We start from the raw sequence: 18843 nt of genomic DNA, 5'->3' as shown, positions 1-18843 counted from the left end.
CGGCCCCGGCCCGCAGCCCCGCGTACCAGCGGGCGACCAGTACGACCGCCCCCGGCAGCGCCGCCACGAAGCTGAGCACGCCGTACACGACGGCGACCGCGAGACCGGTGCTCGCGCCGAGCCCGGCGGCGCCGAACGCCCAGGCGGTGACGCCCTCGCGCGGACCCCAGCCGCCGACGTTCAGCGGCAGGCCCATGGCGAGCAGGGCGAGGACGGCGATCGGCAGCAGCGCCAGGACGGAGGCGCCGGAGCCGGCGACGCGCGCGGCCACGACGAACATGGCGAGGTGCCCGGCCAGTACGACCGCCGAGGACACGGCGACGCCCGGCCCGTTGCGCCGCGACAGCAGTGACTCGCGCGCCTCGGCCAGTCCCGCCCGCAGCCGGCCCCCGCGCCGCGGTGCCGAGGAGTTCATCCGGACGGCGAGGACGACGGCGAGCGCGCCCACGCCGGCCAGCAGGACCAGCGGGGCGATGTGCCGGACGTCCTGCATCACCGGGGAGGGCAGGGTCAGCAGGACCGTTACGCCTGCGACGGCCAGCACGAGCTGTCCCGCGGTGCGCTCCAGGACCACGGCCCGCACGCCACGTCCGACGTCACCGGCGCTCTGCCCGTGCCGTACCGCGCGGTGCACGTCGCCGAGGACGCCGCCGGGCAGGGCCGCGTTGAGGAACAGCGCCCGGTAGTAGTCGGCGACGGCCGGGCCGAGCGGCAGCCGGATGCGCAGCCCGCGGGCCACCAGCGCCCATCGCCAGGCGCTGAACACCGTGGTGACCGCGCCGATCCCGAGCCCCACCAGCAGCGTCGGCACGTCGATCCGGCGCAGTCCGTCCATGAAGACCCCGGTGCCCAGCCGCCACAGCAGCACACTGAGGATGGCGACTCCGGCGACCGTGCCGAAGTGCGTGCGGACGGCCCGGTTGCCGATCAGGGCGCGCAGCCGGGAGGGCTTCTCCGCCCGCGGCCCGGTCACGATGACTCCGATCCGGGCCTCGGACACGGCGGCGCCGGTGCGGGCCACCGAGGGACTGCGCAGGGGCCGGCGCGCGACCGTCACCCGGGGGCTCACCGTCTCCGCGCTCATCAGAGGCCGCCCGTCGGCCGGGCCAGTGCCAGCAGGTCGCTGTGGTGGACGGTGACGTGCAGTTCGCCCGCCGCGCAGGCCGCCAGCCGGGCGGCCAGGTAGGCCTCGGCGCGCTCGGCCAGTTCGGGGCGCTCCTCCACGGCCGCGCCGACCCAGCCGCGCAGCCACTGGGCGGTCAGGCCCACGTTCTCGGGGCCGAGCCGCCACGGGCTCGGGTGCACCTTGACGGTCGCGCCGTGGGCGGCGAACGCCTCGCAGGCGACGGTCACCGAGTCGGGGCCGAGGAGACCACCGCGCCGCTGGTGGTCGTTGAAGGCGGCGGCGATCTCGTCGTCCAGCGGGTCCGGCGCGCTGAGTTCGACGCGTCCGGCGACCGAGAGGGTCAGCAGCGCCGGGCAGCCGGCGCCGGCGCAGGCCGCGGCGAGCGTCTCGACCTCCTCGCGGGTGAGGACGTCGAGCAGCGCGGACGCGGTGACCAGCGAGGCGCCGAGCAGCGCGTCCGGGGTGAGGCGGGCGACGTCGCCGCGCCGGGTCTCCACGGTGACCCGGCTGCCGTCGGCGGCCGCCCGGGGCGAGGCGACGGCGGCGAAGTGCAGGAGGTAGGGGTCACGGTCGTGCAGGATCCAGTGCTGGGCGCCGTCCAGGCGGGGAGCCAGCCAGCGGCCCATCGAGCCGGTGCCGCAGCCCAGGTCGTGGATGGCGAGACCGCCGCGTCCGGGCAGGTTGGCGAGCCGGATCCGCAGCGGGTCGAGCAGCTCCATCGACCGGGCGGCGGCGTCGGCGGGCTCGCGCAGCTCCAGCCACTCGGGGGCGTAACGGGGCTGCTCGTCCGGCCCGGCGTCCCGCAGCCGCACGGTGGGCCGCTCCCCGGTCGGGCTCACCGGTCCGGCGCCGGCGATCACGCCGAGCACCGTGTCGTCGGCACCGGGACCCGGGGACTCCACCGCGGACTGCGCGCCGGCGCCCCCGGCCTGTGGCACGGAACCGGAACCCGTGCCGGAGGTCGCCGCCCGCGCCACCGCGCGTGCCGCGGGGCCGCCGTCGGGGATCAGGGACTCCACCACGGAACCAGCCTCCTTGCGGACCGGCTGTGCCGGGATGCCGCCCACGCGTCGTGCCACGTCGGCCGGGGTCGCCTTCGTCTTCCTCATGCAGCCCTCCTGGGTTCGCTGGGAAGCCTGCCCAGGACGCCGGCCAGGCTCTGGGCGGTCGTCGCCCAGCCGTTCAGGGCCGCCCGGCGACCCCGCGCGGCGGCCTTGAGACGACGCCGTACGTCGGCCTCGCCGAACCAGCCGCGCAGTTCGACCGCGAGGGCGGCCGGGTCCTCCGGCGGGACGAGGATGCCGGGGACGCCGCCGTCGGGGGCGCGGCCGACCGCCTCGGGCAGCCCGCCGACGTCCGTCGCGAGGACGGGGATGCCGCGGGCGAGCGCCTCGGTGACGGCCATGCCGTACGTCTCCGCGTAGGAGGTGAGGACCATCAGGTCGGCGGAGGCGTAGGCGGCGTCCAGCTCGGCGCCGGCCTTCGGTCCCGCCAGCTCCAGCCGGTCCTGAAGGCCGTGCTCGGCGATCAGGCCGCGCAGGTGGGCGACGTACTCCGGGTCCTGCCCGAGTCCGCCCACGCACACGCAGCTCCACGGCAGGTCTCTCGCCGCGGCCAGCGCCTCCACCAGCCGGTGCTGGCCCTTGCGCGGGGACACGGTGGCCACGCACAGCAGCCGCGACACGCCGTCGGTGCCGGAGGCGAGGGGGGCGATGTCGGCGCCGGGGGCGGCGACATGCACGCGCTCGGGGGCGAGTCCGTGGTGGGAGACGAGGCGGCGTACCGCCCATTCGCTGGTCGCGACGACGGCCGGGACGGCCCGCAGCACGGCCCGCTCCTTGGCGTCGAGTTCGGCCGCCACCTCGGGCGCGAGGCCCCGCTCGTCACCGAGCGGCAGGTGGACGAGGACGACGAGCCGCAGCCGCTCCGCCTCGGGGGCGATGATCTCCGGGACCCCGCAGGCCACCAGCCCGTCGAGGAGGACGACCGTCCCGTCGGGGAACTCCCGCAGCGTCCGCGCCAGTTCCGCGCGGGCGGCCGCCTCCGGACGGGGCCAGGAACCGGACACCTGGTGCTTGTGCACCTGCCAGCCGAAGCCGGGCAGATCCAGGCACAGGCGCCGGTCGTAGGCGTTGCCGCCGCTCGGGTTCGCCGGGTCGTCGACACCGCCCGGCATCACGAACTGCACGGAGCGCAGCGACATGGGGATGATCCCGCCGATCTTGGGAAGCGCGGCCTGCGCGGGCACGTACGCGAGCGGGGCCTTGGGCACGGCCGCCTTCTCCAGGGTCACGTCGGTCACAGCGCACGCTCGTAACTCGCCCAGGCGACGTGCGACTCGTGCAGGCTGACCGCGATGGCCGCGATGCCCCGGGCGCCCTCGCCGAGCGCGCCCTTGTGGATCCGCTCCGCGAGCCGGTCCGCGACGACCTTGGCCAGGAACTCGGTCGAGGTGTTGACCCCGGCGAAGTCGGGCTCGTTGTCGAGGTTGCGGTAGTTCAGCTCGCTGACCACGGCGCCGAGCTCCTGCGTGGCCAGCCCGATGTCGACGACGATGTTGTCGTCGTCCAGCTGCTCGCGGCGGAAAGTGGCGTCCACGAGGAACGTCGCTCCGTGCAGGCGCTGCGCGGGTCCGAAGACCTCGCCGCGGAAGCTGTGGGCGATCATGATGTGATCGCGGACGGTGACACTGAACAACGGACGACCCTCCAGGTGCGGCGCCTCTGTTCCCCCCGGCCGTTGGCCGCCCGGGGGATGCCGTGTAGTACGGACCTTCACTTCCCCGTGTTCAGCCCGATCTCACTCTTTTCTCAGGTCAGGCGCTCCTGCCCGTACCCGACGCGGTGACACAGGGCCGGAATCTCGCCTGCCGCGAGCTTCGGCATCACCTCCGGCAACTCCTCGAAGGCGCTGTCTCCGGTGACGAGGGCGTCGAGCGCCGGGTCGGCCAGCAGCTCCAGGGCGAGCGCGAGCCGGTCGGCGTACGTCCGGCTGGAGCGCCGGGCCGGGGAGACGGTGCCGACCTGGCTGCTGCGGATGACCAGCCGCCGGGAATGGAAGTCCTCGCCGAGCGGGAGGGACACCTTCCGGTCGCCGTACCAGCTCAGTTCGAGGACCGTGCCCTCCGCGGACAGCAGCTCCAGGGAACGGGCGAGGCCCTGTTCGGTGGCGCTGGCGTGGACGACGAGGTCGAGGCCCTCGCGGGCGTCCTCGGGCAGGGCGAAGTCGACGCCGAGGGCCTCGGCGACCTTCGCCCGTGCCGGGTCGGCGTCCACCAACTGCACGCGGACGCCGGGGAAGCGGGCGAGCAGCGCGGCGACCGAGCAGCCGACCATGCCGCCGCCGACCACCGCGATCCGGTCGCCGACCAGCGGCGCCGCGTCCCACAGCGCGTTGACGGCCGTCTCGACGGTGCCGGCCAGGACGGCCCGCGGCGCGGGCACCGAGTCCGGTACGACCGTCACGGCCGACGCCGGGACGACGTAGCGCGTCTGGTGCGGGTAGAGGCAGAAGACCGTGCGTCCGACGAGCGCCGCCGGTCCCTTCTCCACCACGCCGACGTTGAGGTAGCCGTACTTCACGGGCGCCGGGAAGTCGCCCTCCTGGAACGGCGCCCGCATCGCCGCGTGCTGGCTCTCGGGCACCCCGCCGCGGAAGACGAGGGTCTCCGTGCCACGGCTCACGCCGGACCACAGCGAGCGCACCAGCACCTCGTCCTCGGCCGGGTCGGGAACGACGACCTCGCGGATCTCCCCTTCACCCGGAGAGCTGACCCAGAACGCACGAGCGGTGACAGACATCGGCATCCTCCTGAACGATCGGCAACCGGCCCACGTACCGAGGTGTGCACAGTCCGCGCACAGTACGCGGCACTGATCATCTTTGTCATCTGGCCGGAGGAATGTGCGGTGGCCCTGAACAACACTTACGACGCAAGGCTGGTCCAGCAGGAGACCGCTGTGGGAGCGGGCGTTCAGATCCTGTTGCTGGCTCTGCTCGGCTCGGCGATCGGCCTCGGGCCGGCGGGCTGGGTGACCGGTCTCGTCTTCGCCATCGCCACCTGGGGGGTGCTCTCCCGGGCGCTGCACCGCTCCAGCCTGCGCTCGTTCGGCCCGGCCAACCGGGTGACCCTCGGCCGGGCGACGCTGGTCGGCGGGGTGACCGCGCTGGTCGCGGACTCCTTCGAGAGCACGCCGCCGGTGACGCTGCTGGTCGGCCTGACGGCCGTGGCCCTGATCCTCGACGGCGTCGACGGCAAGGTCGCCCGCCGTACCGGCACCTCGACGGCGCTGGGCGCGCGCTTCGACATGGAGGTCGACGCGTTCCTGATCCTGGTGCTCAGCGTGTACGTCTCGATGGCGCTCGGACCGTGGGTCCTGCTGATCGGCGGCATGCGCTACGTGTTCGTCGCGGCGGCCCGCGTCGCCCCCTGGCTCAACGCCCCGCTCCCGCCGAGCACCGCCCGCAAGACGGTCGCCGCGCTCCAGGGCGTCCTGCTGCTGCTGGCGGGCGCGAACCTGCTGCCGTACGCGGCCAACTTCGCCGTCGTCCTGCTGGCGCTGGGCTCGCTGGTGTGGTCCTTCGGCCGCGACGTGCTGTGGCTGCGGCGGACCTCGCGGATCGCCGCGCAGGCTCCGGCGCCGAAGGTCCTGGAGCTCGTGTAGCTCCTCTCTCCCATGGGGCAGGGCCCGGACCGGGTGCACGGTCCGGGCCCTGCCCCATGGGCTTCCCGCGTGGCTACGACCGTGCCGACCGCGTCCGTACGACGGCGAAGCCGGCCGCCGCGAGACCCAGCACACCGACGACCAGCCCCGCGACGCCCAGCCCGCGGGCGGTTGCGTCATCGGCGTCGGCCGCGGTGACCCGGACCGCGCCGCTCTTGCCGCCCTCCGCGCCCTCCGCGCCGTCCGCGCCGTCCGCGCCGTTCGCGCCGTTCGCGCCGTTCGCGCCGTTCGCGCTCTTCGAGGCGGCGTCCGAGGTGTTGTCGCCGTCGTCCGCCGCGGCCGCGGTCAGCTTCAGCACCGGCGCCGGGTTCTCCGGTTCGTCCGCGCCCTCCTCGGCCTCCTCGATCCAGCGGACGGTCTTGCCGTCGGAGTAGGTCTGGAGGGTCTTGAAGGCCAGCGAGCCGGTGTCGTCGGGGAGCCGGCCGAAGGCGACGTCGAAGTCCTCGTACTGGCCGGCGCCGATCTTCCCGCCGGTCCAGGTGATCTCGGAGACGGCCTCGGTGATCGTGCCGTCGTCGGTCTTGACGGGCGTCCTGAGCTTCGTGGTCGTCACCTTCGCGGTCCAGCCGTCCTGCGGGTGGACCAGCACGCCGAGCACCGGGTGGTCGGTGGGCAGGAAGACCTGGACCTCGGTGGTGCTCGCGGTGTCCTCCTCGTTGGGGACGCGGAAACTCAGGACGCCGTCCGTGGCGCCCTTGGCGTAGCTCTCGGGGTGCACGGTGACGTGCGCGGAGGCGACACCGGCGGCGGCGAGGACCGCGGCGGCGGCGAGCACGGCGCCGAGACCGGCGCGGCGCAGGGCGGGGTGTGTCGTGGACATGAGTGGGTGATCTCCGTACAGGAAGGATGAGGGTCCGGCTCGGGGCCGGCTCGGGGTCAGATCGCGTACGGGATCGGGGCGGGCGGTCCGCGGCGGCTCACCGCGTGGCGCAGCAGCAGTTGCCGGAGCGGGACGGGCGCCGGGGCGGCGAGGCGGACCGACGGCACGGGTGGCGGGGCAGGGGTCCCCCGCCACCAGGCCACGAGGCCCGGCAGGAGGGCGACCGCCCGACGCAGCAGCGACCACAGGGCGGCCTCACCGCGGCGCAGCCACCAGGAGGCGGCGAGCGCGGCGAGGACATGGGCCGCCGTCGCGTGCGCGGTCATCGCCGAGGCGGTGTGGGCGTGCAGGTGCACACCGTGCGCGTGCATGCCGTACGCGTGCACACCGTGCGCGTGCATGCCGTGCGCGTGCACACCGTGCGCGTGCATGCCGTACGCGTGCACACCGTGCGCGTGCATGCCGTACGCGTGCACACCGTGCGCGTGCATGCCGTACGCGTGCATGCCGTACGCATGCGTACCCTGCGCGGACGTCACGGGCATCGCGGGCATGGTCCGCCCGGCCGTACGGGAGCGGGCCGCGTCGAAGGCGACGTGCAGGCCTGCCTGGGTGGCCAGCATGGCCGCGCCGATACCGGGCAGGGCGCGTTCCCGGGCGCCGAGCAGCCACCCGGCGGTGAAAACGGCCAGGAATCCGGCGCCGTCGGCCCACGGCGGCGGTGTGTCACCCGTGGCGAGCCCGTGCCCGGCGGCGGCCAGCAGCACGCACACCGCGGCGAACACCGCGGCGCGCAGACTCCGGACGGCCGGGGACGCGCTCATGGTGAGGGATCCTCCCACGCTCGACCGATACGTCGACCGCCGCTCCGGCGTTCACGTTCTCCCCGTTCCCGCGCGCCCAGCCAGGCGGGCCGGTACGACGTGGGCGCGCCTGTCGAACCACGGGATACCGATCTACGCCCGCCGCGCCCGCGTTCCCCTGCTACCGCCTTCCCCTGCTACCGCGTTCCCGCGCTACCGCGTTCCCGCGCTCCCGGGTTCACGTCCGCCGGGGAAGGAGCGCGACGGCGCCGGCCGGTACGGCGGCCAGGAGGAGCCAGGGGACGGCCGGGGGCAGCCCGGCCTCCAGGAGGGTGCCGGTGGCCGCGCTGCCGAGCAGCACGATCAGCCCGGAGACCGAGGACAGTGCCCCGGTGTACAGGCCGAGCCGGCCCTCCTCGGCGAGGTCGGGCACCCAGGCACGGGTGGCGGGCACGACGAGCATCTGACCGAGCGTGAGCAACAGGACGAAGCAGGCCGCGGGCAGCAGCCCGGCCGTCCCGGTCCGTCCGGCGGGCCGGGCAACGGCCACCACGGCGAATCCGGCGGAGATCAGCACGAGCCCGGCCGCCATCGAGCGGCGCGGGTCGATCCGCTCCGCCGCCCACCGGGTGACCGGCAGTTGGGCCGTCACGACCAGCAGCGACGACAGCGCGAACAGCCAGGCGAGCGGCGCCTGGGAGGCGGCCGCCCGCTCCACCTCGGCGGGCAGGGCGAGGTAGAGCTGGTTGTAGGCGAGGAGATGGGTGCCGTACGCGCAGCACAGGGCGAGGAAGCGGCGGTTGCGGAGCAACGGGCTTGTTCCGCCGCGCACTTGGACCCGGGAGCGGCCGGGGATGTGCTGGGGCAGCAGCCGGGCGTGAGCGGCCAGGACGAGGACGAAGACGCCGGCTCCGGCCAGGCACACCGCGCGGAAGTCGACGGCGAGGAGCAGTGCGCCGAGCAGCGGCCCGACGAACGCCCCGGCCTGTCCGGCGACCGTGAACAGCGCGAGCACCCGGGTCCGCGGCCCGCCGCCCGACTCCTCGTGCACGACGGCCTGCCGTGCCACCTCGGACTCGACGGCGGGTGAGAACAGTGCCGCCGCGAACCCGATCAGCAGCACCGCCCCGATGACCGTCCCGGTCTGTTCGGCGTATCCGAGCCAGCCGAACCCGGCGATGCGCAGCACGCATCCGGCGAGGACGACGGGCCGGACGCCGTACCGGTCGGCGAGGGCTCCGCCGACCACGAACAGCCCCTGCTGGCTGAAGGTCCGCAGCCCCAGCACGAACCCGACCAGCCAGCCCGCCATGCCGACCGCGTCGCCCAGATGCCCGGCGAGGAACGGCAGAACGGCGAAGAAGCCGATGTTGAAGGCGAGTTGGGTGAGGATCAGCAGGCGCAGAAGAGGGGAGAGCGCGGGCGCCCCCTTCGCGCCGCGGCGCCGGGAAAGCCCTGTCGCCGTCATCCGGCCTCCACCAACTCCGTTCGCGGAGACGGATGTTCCTCCGCGAGCGGGTCCGCCGCACGAGGGCGCCGTGGCCTCGGTCGTCGCAGCCCGCCGGCCGCGGTCACCGCCAGGGCGCCGAGGACGGCGAGGACGGCCGCGGGGGCGAGGACGGCCCAGGGGGCGCGTTCGGCGTAGGGCTGGTTCTCGGCGAGGAGCAGGCCCCACTCGGGGGACGGCGGCTGGGCGCCGAGGCCGAGGAAGCCGAGCGAGGCCAGGGCGAGGGCGATGCCCGGCAGCCTGAGGAGGGCGTGCCGGGCCACGGGCGGGAGGACGGCGGGCAGGAGTTCGCTCCTCAGCAGATACCCGGGGCCGGCGCCGAGGGCGCGGGTGGCGGTCAGGTGGAGCGTGGCCCGCTCCTGGCGCAGCAGTGCGGAGGTGTGTGCGGCGAGCGGCGCCCAGGCCACGACGGCCACGGCGAGCACGGGCGTGGCGGACCCGCTGTCCCGGACCGCGGCGACGAGGAGCGCCGCGAGCACCGGCGGTACGGCGTTCACGGTGTCGACGAGCGGCCCGGACAACCGGGGCAGCAGCCCGAGCAGCACTCCGGCCGTCAGTGCGACCGCGCTGACGGCGAGGGCGAGGAGCAGGGTGTCGAGGGCGCCGTGCGCGACCCGGGCGAGGACGTCGCGGCCGAGCGCGTCGGTGCCGAACGGGTGGGCGGTGGAGGGGGGTCGGAGGCGGGCCGCGGTGTCGAGCGCGAGCGGATCGCGGGGCAGGCCGAGGGAGATGACGACGGACAGCAGAAGACTGTATGCAATAGGCAGGATCCTGCGGACGGGCGGCGGAGGCCGGTGGAGTGTATGCAATGCGCCGTCGCGCAGCACCGGACCGATGAGCAGCCGGGCGGCGAGCCGGGCGCCGACGGTGGTGACGGCCGCGAGGGCGACGAGGACGAGGGTGCCGGCCTGGAGAACGGGCAGGTCCTGCGCGATCGCCGCCTGGAGGGTGGTCCGGCCGAGCCCGGGAATGTCGAAGATCTGCTCCACGGCGACGGATCCGCCGGTCAGCCCCACGACGAACAGCCCGAGGCTGGGCAGCAGTCCGGGCACACAGCGGCGCAGCGCCTTGCGGGCGATGCTCCGGCCCGGCAGTCCGCGCGCGGCGGCGGCCTGCGCCCAGGGCTCGACGAAGGCGGCCGGCAACTGGTCGTCGAGAAGACGTCCGAGCACCGCGCCGGCGGGCAGGCCCAGGGCGAGAGCGGGCAGCACCGTCCACTGCGGGCCGTACCAGCCGAGAGCGGGCAGCCATCCCCACTGCACACCGACGACGGTGGCGAGCACGGAGGCGGTCAGGAACTCGGGCAGCGCGGCGAGCACGGCGGAACCGGAGCCGCCGGCGGGCCGGCCCTCCAGCCGTCGCCGGGCACCGAGGTACAGGGTGCGGCCGCACACGCCGGCGGCGGTGACCAGGGCGACCGCCAACGCCACCACCATCAGCAGCAGCGACGCGCCGAGCGCCTCGACGACGCCGGGCGCGACATCGGCACCGGAGATCCACGACCGTCCGGCGTCCCCGCGCGGCAGCCCCGCGAGCCATTGCCCGAGGAGGCGCAACGGACCTTCTTCCAGGCCAAGTTCAGCTCGGATCTCGGCGAGCACCTCGGGGGTGGCGTCACGGTCGGCGGACCGCGCCTTCAACACGGTCAGCGCCGGATCGGTGTGCGACAGCCAGGGCAGCAGCCCGATGCCGCACACCAGCAGCGCGGCCAGCACGGCACGCCACAGCAGCGCGCCCAGCCTGCTCCTCATCCCGTCAGCGCCGGGTCCCGGCACCGACGAGCGTGCGCTCGTAGGGATCGAGGAGCACCCCTTCGACCTCGGCGCCGACGCCGGTGACGACGCGCTGGTGGACCAGCGGGACGACGGTGTCGGTGCCGAGGACCGCGGCCTCGGCGGCCAGGGCGGCGTCCTGCCGCTCACCGGTGTCGGCCACCGTCTGCGCCTTGGCGACCAGCCGGTCGACGTCCTTGTCACACAGCAGGGCGAGGTTGTAGCCGCCGTCGCAGGTGAAGTCACTGGCCAGGAGGGAGACGGGGTCGCCGGTGTCCAGGAGACTGTTGCGGGCGCCGACGAAGGCGTCGAACCTCCCCGCGAGCGCGTCGCTCTCCAGCCTCGAGTACTCACGCACCTCCAGCTTCACCTTGAAGCCGGCCTTCTCCAGCTGCTGCTTCAACACCTGAGCGGCTTCAGGGAGTTCGGGCCGGTTGTCGTAGGTGGCGAGGGTGAGCGAGGCGCCGCCGGGAGCAGCGGCCTTCACCCGCCCGGCGGGCTGGACGCGCTTGCCCTCGGCCCAGGTGACCGCGGGGCCGTAGATGCCGGCGCCGGCATCCGCGTGACCCTCGTAGACACCCTCGGCGAGGGCCGAGGTGTCGACGGCCGCACGCGCGGCGGCCCGCAGGGCCGGGTCCTTGAAGACGCCCGACTTCGCGTTGAGCAGCAGGCTGATGGTGCGGGTCGTGGCGGTCTCGCGGCGGGTGTCGGCGTCGAGGGTGGCGGCCTGGGCGACGGGTATCGCCTCGGCGACGTCGACCTCTGCGGTGCGCAGGGCGTTGGCGCGGGCGGTGCCGTCGGCGATGAAGCGCACGTCGACGCCCAAGGCCTGGGCCCGGCCGCCCCAGTAGTCGTCGAAGCGGTCGAGGCCGGCGGCGGTGGCGCCGGTGACCTCGGTGAGTTCGAAGGGTCCGGTGGCGGTGCCGACCGGATCGACGGCGCCCTTCTTCCCGTAGGCCTTCGGAGCGAGGACGGCGAGGCCGGGGCTGGACAGGCGCAGGGGCAGGACCGGATCGGGGGCGACGGTGGTGACGCGTACGCCGGTGCCGCCCTCCGCCTTCGCCGTGAAGGTGACACCGGAGAGCGCTGCCGGGACCGGCTGGGCCTCGGTGGCGTGTGTGAGGGAGGCGGCCACGGCGGCGGGCGTGACCTCCGTACCGTCCTGGAAAGCGGCCTCGCGCAGGGTGAACAGCCAGTTGCGGTCGTCCACGCGGCGCCAGGACGCGGCGAGTGCGGGGGCGGCGGCGCCGTTGGCGTCGAGGGCGGTCAGCCCCTCGGTGACCCCGAGACGGCTGAGGATCGTCGCGTCGGCGCCGTAGGGGGAGAGGTTCTCGGTGGGCGGGAAGGCGAGGGCGACGCGCAGCCGGGGGCCGCCGTCGGCGCCGGAGGCCGCATCGTCGTCGCCACCGGAGGATGCGAAGCAGCCGGCGAGCAGCGGGGTGAGGAACGCGGCGGCGAGAAGCCGGGGAGGACGGGGACCGCGGGAAGAGCGGGGACGGCGGGGGAAGCGCATGGAGTTACCGGCCTGTGGGACGAGGGCGGGAGGAGGAAGAGGCAGCGTGGGCGGACGGGGCGGAGGAGGAGAAGGAGGAGGGAGAGCCGGGGCGGAGAACGCCGAGGGGGACGTCGAGGAAAACGTCGAGGGGGACGTCGAAGTGCACGACGCCCTGGCCGCCCGTCACTCCTTCCCGTTCGTCGTGCACGACGGTGCCGAGCGATCGCCAGAACGCCTCGGCTCCCTCCACGGCCGGGTCCGTGTGCAGATAGAGGGCCCCGTAGCCGCCGTCCGCGGCCGCGAAGGCGAGGAGTTCGGCGACCAGCCGCCGGGCGAGGCCGCGTCGGCGGTGCTCCCGGCGGACGTAGACGCGGCGCAGCTGCGCGGTCGTGCCGCAGGGGTAGCGGTCGGCGACATGGCGGGGGTTCGGCGGGTGCGCGGGGCCTCGGGAGTCCAGGGCCGCGGTGGCGACGACCTCGCCGTTCTCGCCGTCGAGCGCGACCAGCAGGGTGTGGCGGGCCGGGACGAGGTAGGCGGCGACGGGGTCGATGATGTCGCCGTGCCAGCGCGGCACGTAACCGGTACCGAAATCGCGGTAGACGGTGTCGAGCATGACGGCTCGGGCACCGTCGAGGTCCTCGGGGCCCGCGGGCCTGATGCAGTAGTCACGCACTTGCAAATCATATGCATTAAGCAGAGCAAGTTGATCACTTAACCATTCCTCCCGGATTTGACAGAGATCGCGGCGCGCCCCTAAATCTAGCCACATGACATTCATTTTCAACAAGGGGGTGCTGTGATGCGCGTCGCGTTCGTGGGGAAGGGCGGCAGCGGCAAGACGACCCTGTCGGCCCTGTTCGCCCGGCAGTTGGCACGATCCGGCGCACCGGTGCTGGCCGTGGACGGCGACATCAACCAGCATCTGTCCGAGGCCCTGGACCCCGCGGCCGGCACGGCGCCCTTCGAGGCCCCGCCCCTGGCCGCCCGTCTGGGCGACATCAAGGACCTGCTGCGCGGCACCAACGCGCGCATCACCTCCCGCGAGGCGATGGTCAAGACGACCCCTCCGGGCCGGGGCTCCCGGCTGCTGCGCCTGCTGGGCGACGACGCACTGCACACCCGGCACGTCCAGCGGGTCGGCGGCGTACCGCTGATGGTGACGGGCGAGTTCGACGAGAGCGACCTGGGGGTCGCCTGCTACCACTCCAAACTGGGCGCGGTGGAGCTCTATCTGAGCCACCTGGTGGACGGACCGGGCGAGTACCTGGTGATGGACATGACGGCCGGCGCGGACGCCTTCGCCTCCGGCCTGTTCACCCGGTTCGACATGACGTTCCTGGTGGCCGAACCCACCCGCAAGGGCGTCTCCGTCTACCGCCAGTACCGCGACCACGCCCGCGAGTTCGGCATCCCCCTCGCCGTGGTCGGCAACAAGGTCACCGGCGAGGACGACCTGCTCTTCCTCAAGGAGGAAGTCGGCGACGACCTCCTCACCCACCTCGTCGTCTCCCCCTGGGTCCGCTCAGCCGAACGGGGTGATCCCCAGGGCGAGTTGGAGGACGTCAACCGCCACGCCCTCGATCTCCTGCGCGAGACGGTCGACGCCCGCGAGAGGAACTGGCCGACCCTGCACCGACACGCCGTGGAGTTCCACCTCCGCAACGCCCGCGCCTGGGCGGACGCGGCGACCGGTCAGGACCTGGCCGCCCAGGTGGACCCGGAGTTCGTCCCCGGCCCGGCGTCACTTCACTGACCTGCACGGTTCACCTCGACGCGGGCGCAGGTACTCAACCAGTCGGCGGAACTGCGCGACTGCTGATTCGCCCCAGCCGATTCCCCCACCTGACGGGCCGACCGACCGCACAGCGACCAGGCCGGCCCGTCAGCGGTCCGTGAACTCCTTCACGATCGACACGAACCGAACACCATCGTCCCGCCAGGGAAAGTGCCCCGCTCCGGGCTGCACGGTGAGTTCCGTCCTCGGGAACGGTTCCGCGAACTCCCTCGTCACGCGTGGCGGAGCCGCCAGGTCCCTCTCCCCCGCCAGGAGCAGGACCGGCGACGGGAATGCGGCCAGCGCCGCGCGAGTGGCAGCCGGGGAGAAGGCGCCCTCGGCCGTGTACACGGCAGCCGCCTCGTGGTTCCTGATGCGGGGCCACGCATCCCGTGGTGCGCAGCCCCGTGGGTCGGGCGCTTCGGTGACAGGCTGTCAGTGGCGGCGCTCAGCTCCTCAGGCCGGGCGCAACACAGGTGCGCGGAGTGAAGATCCAGACTCCCTTGGTGTACGTGGCGCCGAGGACTCGTCCGTTCTCACGCAGCCACGGATGACGGCTCTGCAGCTCGACGTAGTTGTCGTTGGTCACTGCCACCGCACCCGATTCGTCCGCGATGGCCACGACCAGTGCGTCGCCCTTTCCTTCCGTCCCCGCGGGTGGCTGAAGGATGTCTCCCTTGCTCAGGGCGGCGACGACGGCTGCTTTCTCCTCCTCCGCCACCTTGTGCCGGAAGGTGGCGTCCACGACCACGTGGATGTCCGCCCCGGGGAACTTCCTGGCGAGCGCTGCGCGAGCGTCCAGGAGTTGGGCGAAACTCGGCCGGTCGCCCTCCTCGTACACGCCGGGTCGGCTCGGCGAATGGCCGATCCAGGCCAGGTTGGAGCCGTCGACCACCAGCGTGTGAACCTCGTCGCCCTCCCCCGGCCCACCGACCTGGGAAGGAGAAACAGCGGGACGGCCACCCTTCTCGGCCCCGTTGCCCCGCAGCAGCTGCGAGGACACGGGGGTTGCCGTCAACAGGTCGTCAAGTTCCTTGCGTACCTCGGGAGTCGCCCCGCCGGAGCCGAAGCTCTTCACCTCCTCGTCCACCACGACCTGGCCGGTGTGCTCCAGGGTGGCCTTCACATGCAGCAGGCCGTCGGAGTCGTAGGTGTACTCCAGGTCGAAACGGGACTCCTCCCGTACCCGGGGCGTCGGGTAGTTCAGGGTCAACTCGGTGAGCTGGACGTTGTCGGAGTCGGAGAGCTCCTTGTCGGGGTCACCCTCCCAGATCTCCACCGTGAGCTTGCGCTCGTGGTCGCGCTTGGGGGTGTAGCTCTTGCGCTCGCTCCACGGCAGCGGTGAGTTGCGGGGAATGATCTCGCTGAACTTCCGCCGTCCGTCGGCCGCCTTGACGACGGTCCCCAGTGCGTGGCTGTTGGCGACCTGGATGACGCCGGGCGTCTCCTTGGCCAGCACGGCTGCCGCGATCGAGGCACCGCGGGCCACGGCTGTCATCGGATCGCACAACTGGGTCGGCACCGGGTCCATCTGCAGGGCCTCGGCGACCGCCGCCCGTACGCTCGGGATCTGGCTGGTACCGCCGATCATGAGGACGTCGTCCACGTCGAGCGGCGCCATGTGAAGATCCCGCAGGCACTCCTCGACCGGGGCCAGGGCTCGGTCCACGAGATCGGTGATCGACTCTTCCAGTTCCTCCTGGAAGATCTCCACCTCCTTGTCGTCCGGCGTCCTGATCCGCACGGAGGGCTGCGAGGACAACAGGATCTTGCTCCGCTCGATGTCGAGCCGGAACTGACGCTCCTGGGCGGGAGCCCACTCGCGCCGTGCCGGGGCCCTGTCCAGGACGAGCCTCCTGAGCCGTCGGTCGATCTCGAGCCCGCCGAGTTCCGTCACACCGCGCGAGGCTCGCTCCTCGAAGAACCCGTCCTCGTAGTCGAGGACGGTGACGTCGATGGTTCCGCCGCCCCAGTCGAACACCAGGATCTGGGCGTCCTCGCGCATGTCGTGAACGTAGGAGATGGCGGCGGCGGTCGGCTCGTTGAGAAGTGCCTGCACGTCGATGCCGGCGAACCGGGCGGCCGCACGGGTGCGGTATCGGGCGGCTCCCGTGGCGTTCGCGGGAACGGTGATGACGGCACGGTCGATTTCGGTGAGGTTGTGGCGCGCGCCGTCTCTCATGGCGGTGAACACGCCTGCGGCCGCAGTGGTGGCGGCGAAGCGCCGGCCTTGCACGTTCACGTATTCGTCGCTCTTGAGGAGCCGCTTGCAGGCCTCCGCGGCTTCTTCCGACCTCAGCTTCGCCTCCCATCCGAAGAGCGGGCCGCTGCGCAGCGAGCTCATGCCGACGACCGACGGAAAGAGGAACTCGAAGCCTGGCCGGCGCCAGTCGGCGTCGAGGTGGTGGGCGTCGAGCGGCAGCACCTCCACGTCGTCGCCCTGCCACTGCGCCACCACGGAGTTGGTGGTGCCGAAGTCGATCCCGGTGGCCGTCACGGCTGGTCCTCCTTCATCGCGGCGTCCTGCGTTCCGGTGCCGTCGTCGGGTTGTGTGTGTCGGCGGAGCACCCGGCGCAGCTGGCCGGACAAAATGACCTTGCCGGTCGCCTGGTCGATGTATGCGGGCCGCACGACCTCGAACTCCTCCCCCTCGCCCTCGACGACGACAAAATGTTCACGTTCGTCAGGAGACTCGACGACTCGGACGCCGAGTCCGAGAAGTGCTTTGCGGACTGACACTTGCCACTTGAGTGTGCTCATCCGATTGCCGGACCCCCGCGCCTCAAGGTCACACTCCACGAGACGCGCCAGATGTTCTTCTCGAGTCCTGAACGCCTCGAGTACGCCCTGCCTCAAGGCGGCCAGGATCTCACCCTGCTTAGGCCTGCTCCCAACAGGAACGCTCTCCAAGAGCGCCTGCGCACTCTCCGTGAAGCGCTTCAGCACATCAGCCGGGTTAAGCAGTTCGTGAGGTTGATAGGTAAGTAGTTCAGGATCAATGGACCTGCCTCTCTCACCCCGCCGGCGGTTCGGGGAGTCAGGCTGGTTGATCCAATTCCGGGGCTTGCTCAATGTGTGGTCCTGTGCTGGTGGTCCGGGCGCCGGGGCGCGTTGAGAAGGGTGGGGAGGAGATCGGCCAGTGCCCGACGCCGCACCGTCTCCACGTCGTCGGGATGGCGGGGCACCGTGCGTCGCGGCAGCGGCTCGACCGGTGGCACGAGGGTGACGGGCAGGTCATCGGGCAGGCGGAACGCATCCGCGTCCAGGGGAAGCACGAAGAAGTCCGACAAGTCCTCGTGCTGCTCGGCCTGTTGGATGCGGCGCATGGCGCGGTTCAGCCGGGCGGCCTCCTCCCGGTCGTCCGCGAACTCCCGCCGCAGGTCGCGGTACCGCTGTTTCCAGAACGGCGACTGATGGGGCAGTCCCAGTTCCAGATAGGGGTTGGACGGATGGGGCCGGTCGTTGCGCGCCCGGGTGCGCCGTCTTTCGAGCAGTTCTCGGTTGTGTGCCGTCCGGGGACTTTTCTCCCCGATCTGACCGAGGGCGGCGAGCGCCCCGTCCAGGTTCTCGTCCAGGAGTGCCAGGTAGGCGGACATGTTCCAGGCCTCTGCCTCCTGCCCGGGATCCCCTTGGTCGTGCTCGACGAGGAGTTCCACCTGTGCTCGCGCTCTCTTCAGGTCGCCCGCGCAGATGGAGTCATAGGCGTGTCGCAGTGCCGACAGCGCGTGGAAGGTGCTGCGCCGGGGGCTCACGGCGGCCTTCGGCTCCCACAGCGCCGCCATCAGTCGCCACAGTCCGCGGTCGGCCAGAATGTCCGTGGGCCAGTTGCCGGTGAGGGCGCCGTCCCGGATCTGACGCAGTCTCAACACCAGGTAACGGGGCAGGACGTACTCCAGTCCCTTGACGGCGTCGGCATCGCCCTCCGCGGCCCGTTCGAGCAGACCGTAGACGTCTTCGTCCGTTTCGTCGCCGTTCTCGCCCGCGAGGTCAGCCGCTTCCGCGTCGACCGCGTCGGCGTGCTCACCGTCGAGGAAGCGCCGGCGCCGCAGGTACTCCTGCCATCCGAGAGCCTCGGCCGTCTCCTGGTCCACCTGCTCCGGGGCGAGCCTGGCCCGCAGGTAGTCCCGTTCCCGTACGTCGGGCCGCGCCTTCCAGGGCCCGCCGTCACTCGTGACGACGCCGGCGTCGATCAGGTCGTCCACGATCCCGAGCGGCGCCCACGGCAGGATCCGGGCACACACCGTGGGTGACAGCCCGGCGAGTCCTTCCTGGCGAAGGGCGTACTGCGCGGCGAAGGCGCCCGACGCGTCCTCCGTGAGGGTGGGGCGCATCTCCCGTGGCACAAAGGTCGGTTCGGAGCCCATGAGGTGTTCGAGCCGGGTCTGGCCCTGCGGCGTCAGCCAGGGCAGCCCGGCCTCGTGGACGACGGCCATGGCGGTGACGACGTCGTGGTCCTCGCCGTGTTCGAGCAGGGCCCGTACGGCGGAGGGCAACTGGGCGACCGGGTCGCCTCCGAGACACCGGGCCAGCACCTGCAGCGCCCAGTCGGGCGCGGTCGCGTCACCGGACCGGCTGTCGCGCAGGTCGGTCAGAAGCCGTGCCACACGTCGCACCGCGTCGGCGCCGAACACGCCGGCTCTGCGCCATCGGCGCAGCGCGAACCCGTCGAGGCCCGTCGTCTGCGGTTCGTCGGCGTCCGGCCGCAGTCGGCGTGCCCGGCGTCGCTCGCGCCATGCCTCGACCATGTCGGCCCGCTGCGTGGACGCGCCCGGCCCGAGGCCCGTCGCGGGGCTGTCGTCATTCACCATCTGTTCCCACATCG

Annotated in this window: 14 protein-coding genes and 3 pseudogenes; 2 read left to right on the top strand and 15 right to left on the bottom strand. The window is 72.9% G+C overall.

Annotated features, from left to right (window positions below):
* Positions 1-109 precede the first annotated feature (109 nt).
* The 5 genes and pseudogenes from QQM72_RS12580 to QQM72_RS12560 form a co-directional block, all read right to left on the bottom strand.
* Positions 110-835: pseudogene (locus QQM72_RS12580) on the bottom strand (lysylphosphatidylglycerol synthase transmembrane domain-containing protein); the annotation flags it as partial.
* A 248-nt stretch (positions 836-1083) separates the two neighbouring features.
* A complete protein-coding gene (locus QQM72_RS12575; protein ID WP_314220928.1) occupies positions 1084-2235 on the bottom strand; it encodes a trans-aconitate methyltransferase in 1152 nt (383 codons plus the stop codon).
* Entirely contained in the window at positions 2232-3428 is a 1197-nt protein-coding gene (locus QQM72_RS12570; protein WP_314220927.1) for a glycosyltransferase family 4 protein, read from the bottom strand. Before QQM72_RS12570 ends, QQM72_RS12575 begins: the two co-directional genes overlap by 4 nt.
* The gene (locus QQM72_RS12565; protein ID WP_020125703.1) at positions 3425-3823 is read right to left on the bottom strand and encodes a 6-pyruvoyl trahydropterin synthase family protein; all 399 of its coding nucleotides are present in this window, start codon (positions 3821-3823) and stop codon (positions 3425-3427) included. The genes QQM72_RS12570 and QQM72_RS12565 overlap by 4 nt, the downstream gene beginning before the upstream one ends.
* 113 nt (positions 3824-3936) lie before the next feature.
* Entirely contained in the window at positions 3937-4926 is a 990-nt protein-coding gene (locus tag QQM72_RS12560; protein ID WP_314220926.1) for a zinc-dependent alcohol dehydrogenase, read from the bottom strand.
* Positions 4927-5034: 108 nt separating this feature from the next.
* Here QQM72_RS12560 and QQM72_RS12555 point away from each other — a divergent pair, with 108 nt between their 5' ends.
* Positions 5035-5790 carry a CDP-alcohol phosphatidyltransferase family protein gene (locus QQM72_RS12555; protein WP_314220925.1) on the top strand — a complete coding sequence of 252 codons (756 nt, stop codon included), beginning with the start codon at positions 5035-5037 and terminating at the stop codon, positions 5788-5790.
* A gap of 73 nt (positions 5791-5863) precedes the next feature.
* On the opposite strand, the gene QQM72_RS12550 is transcribed toward QQM72_RS12555, so the two are convergent.
* From QQM72_RS12550 to QQM72_RS12525, 6 genes and pseudogenes are all read right to left on the bottom strand, one after another.
* On the bottom strand, positions 5864-6670 hold the full coding sequence (locus tag QQM72_RS12550) for a YcnI family protein (protein WP_314220924.1): 807 nt from the start codon (positions 6668-6670) through the stop codon (positions 5864-5866).
* 56 nt (positions 6671-6726) lie between these two features.
* Positions 6727-7494 (bottom strand): hypothetical protein, encoded by a 768-nt coding sequence (locus tag QQM72_RS12545; protein ID WP_314220923.1) that lies wholly within the window; start codon positions 7492-7494, stop codon positions 6727-6729.
* A 217-nt stretch (positions 7495-7711) separates the two neighbouring features.
* On the bottom strand, positions 7712-8941 hold the full coding sequence (locus QQM72_RS12540) for an MDR family MFS transporter (protein ID WP_314220922.1): 1230 nt from the start codon (positions 8939-8941) through the stop codon (positions 7712-7714).
* Positions 8938-10731, bottom strand: coding sequence for an ABC transporter permease subunit (locus QQM72_RS12535; RefSeq protein WP_314220921.1), 1794 nt, complete (start codon positions 10729-10731; stop codon positions 8938-8940). Before QQM72_RS12535 ends, QQM72_RS12540 begins: the two co-directional genes overlap by 4 nt.
* Positions 10732-10735: 4 nt before the next feature.
* Positions 10736-12265 carry an ABC transporter substrate-binding protein gene (locus tag QQM72_RS12530; RefSeq protein ID WP_314220920.1) on the bottom strand — a complete coding sequence of 510 codons (1530 nt, stop codon included), beginning with the start codon at positions 12263-12265 and terminating at the stop codon, positions 10736-10738.
* Between the two features lie 127 nt (positions 12266-12392).
* Positions 12393-12920 (bottom strand): annotated as a pseudogene (locus QQM72_RS12525) (N-acetyltransferase family protein); the annotation flags it as partial.
* A 126-nt stretch (positions 12921-13046) separates the two neighbouring features.
* Between QQM72_RS12525 and QQM72_RS12520 the strand changes: the two are divergent.
* Entirely contained in the window at positions 13047-14000 is a 954-nt protein-coding gene (locus QQM72_RS12520; RefSeq protein WP_314220919.1) for an ATP-binding protein, read from the top strand.
* Positions 14001-14129: 129 nt separating this feature from the next.
* On the opposite strand, the pseudogene QQM72_RS12515 reads toward QQM72_RS12520, so the two are convergent.
* From QQM72_RS12515 to QQM72_RS12500, 4 genes and pseudogenes are all read right to left on the bottom strand, one after another.
* Positions 14130-14402: pseudogene (locus tag QQM72_RS12515) on the bottom strand (alpha/beta fold hydrolase); the annotation flags it as partial.
* Between the two features lie 67 nt (positions 14403-14469).
* Complete coding sequence (locus QQM72_RS12510) at positions 14470-16518, bottom strand: Hsp70 family protein (RefSeq protein ID WP_314220917.1); 2049 nt, start codon at positions 16516-16518, stop codon at positions 14470-14472.
* Entirely contained in the window at positions 16515-16967 is a 453-nt protein-coding gene (locus QQM72_RS12505) for a hypothetical protein (protein WP_314220916.1), read from the bottom strand. The genes QQM72_RS12510 and QQM72_RS12505 overlap by 4 nt, the downstream gene beginning before the upstream one ends.
* A 122-nt stretch (positions 16968-17089) precedes the next feature.
* Positions 17090-18829 (bottom strand): hypothetical protein, encoded by a 1740-nt coding sequence (locus QQM72_RS12500; RefSeq protein ID WP_314220915.1) that lies wholly within the window; start codon positions 18827-18829, stop codon positions 17090-17092.
* Positions 18830-18843: the final 14 nt, after the last annotated feature.

Source organism: Streptomyces zaehneri (assembly GCF_032248645.1).
GTDB classification, from domain to species: domain Bacteria; phylum Actinomycetota; class Actinomycetes; order Streptomycetales; family Streptomycetaceae; genus Streptomyces; species Streptomyces coriariae.
Note: the sequence above shows the minus strand (reverse complement) of the source record. Positions and strands in the feature narration are given on the sequence as shown.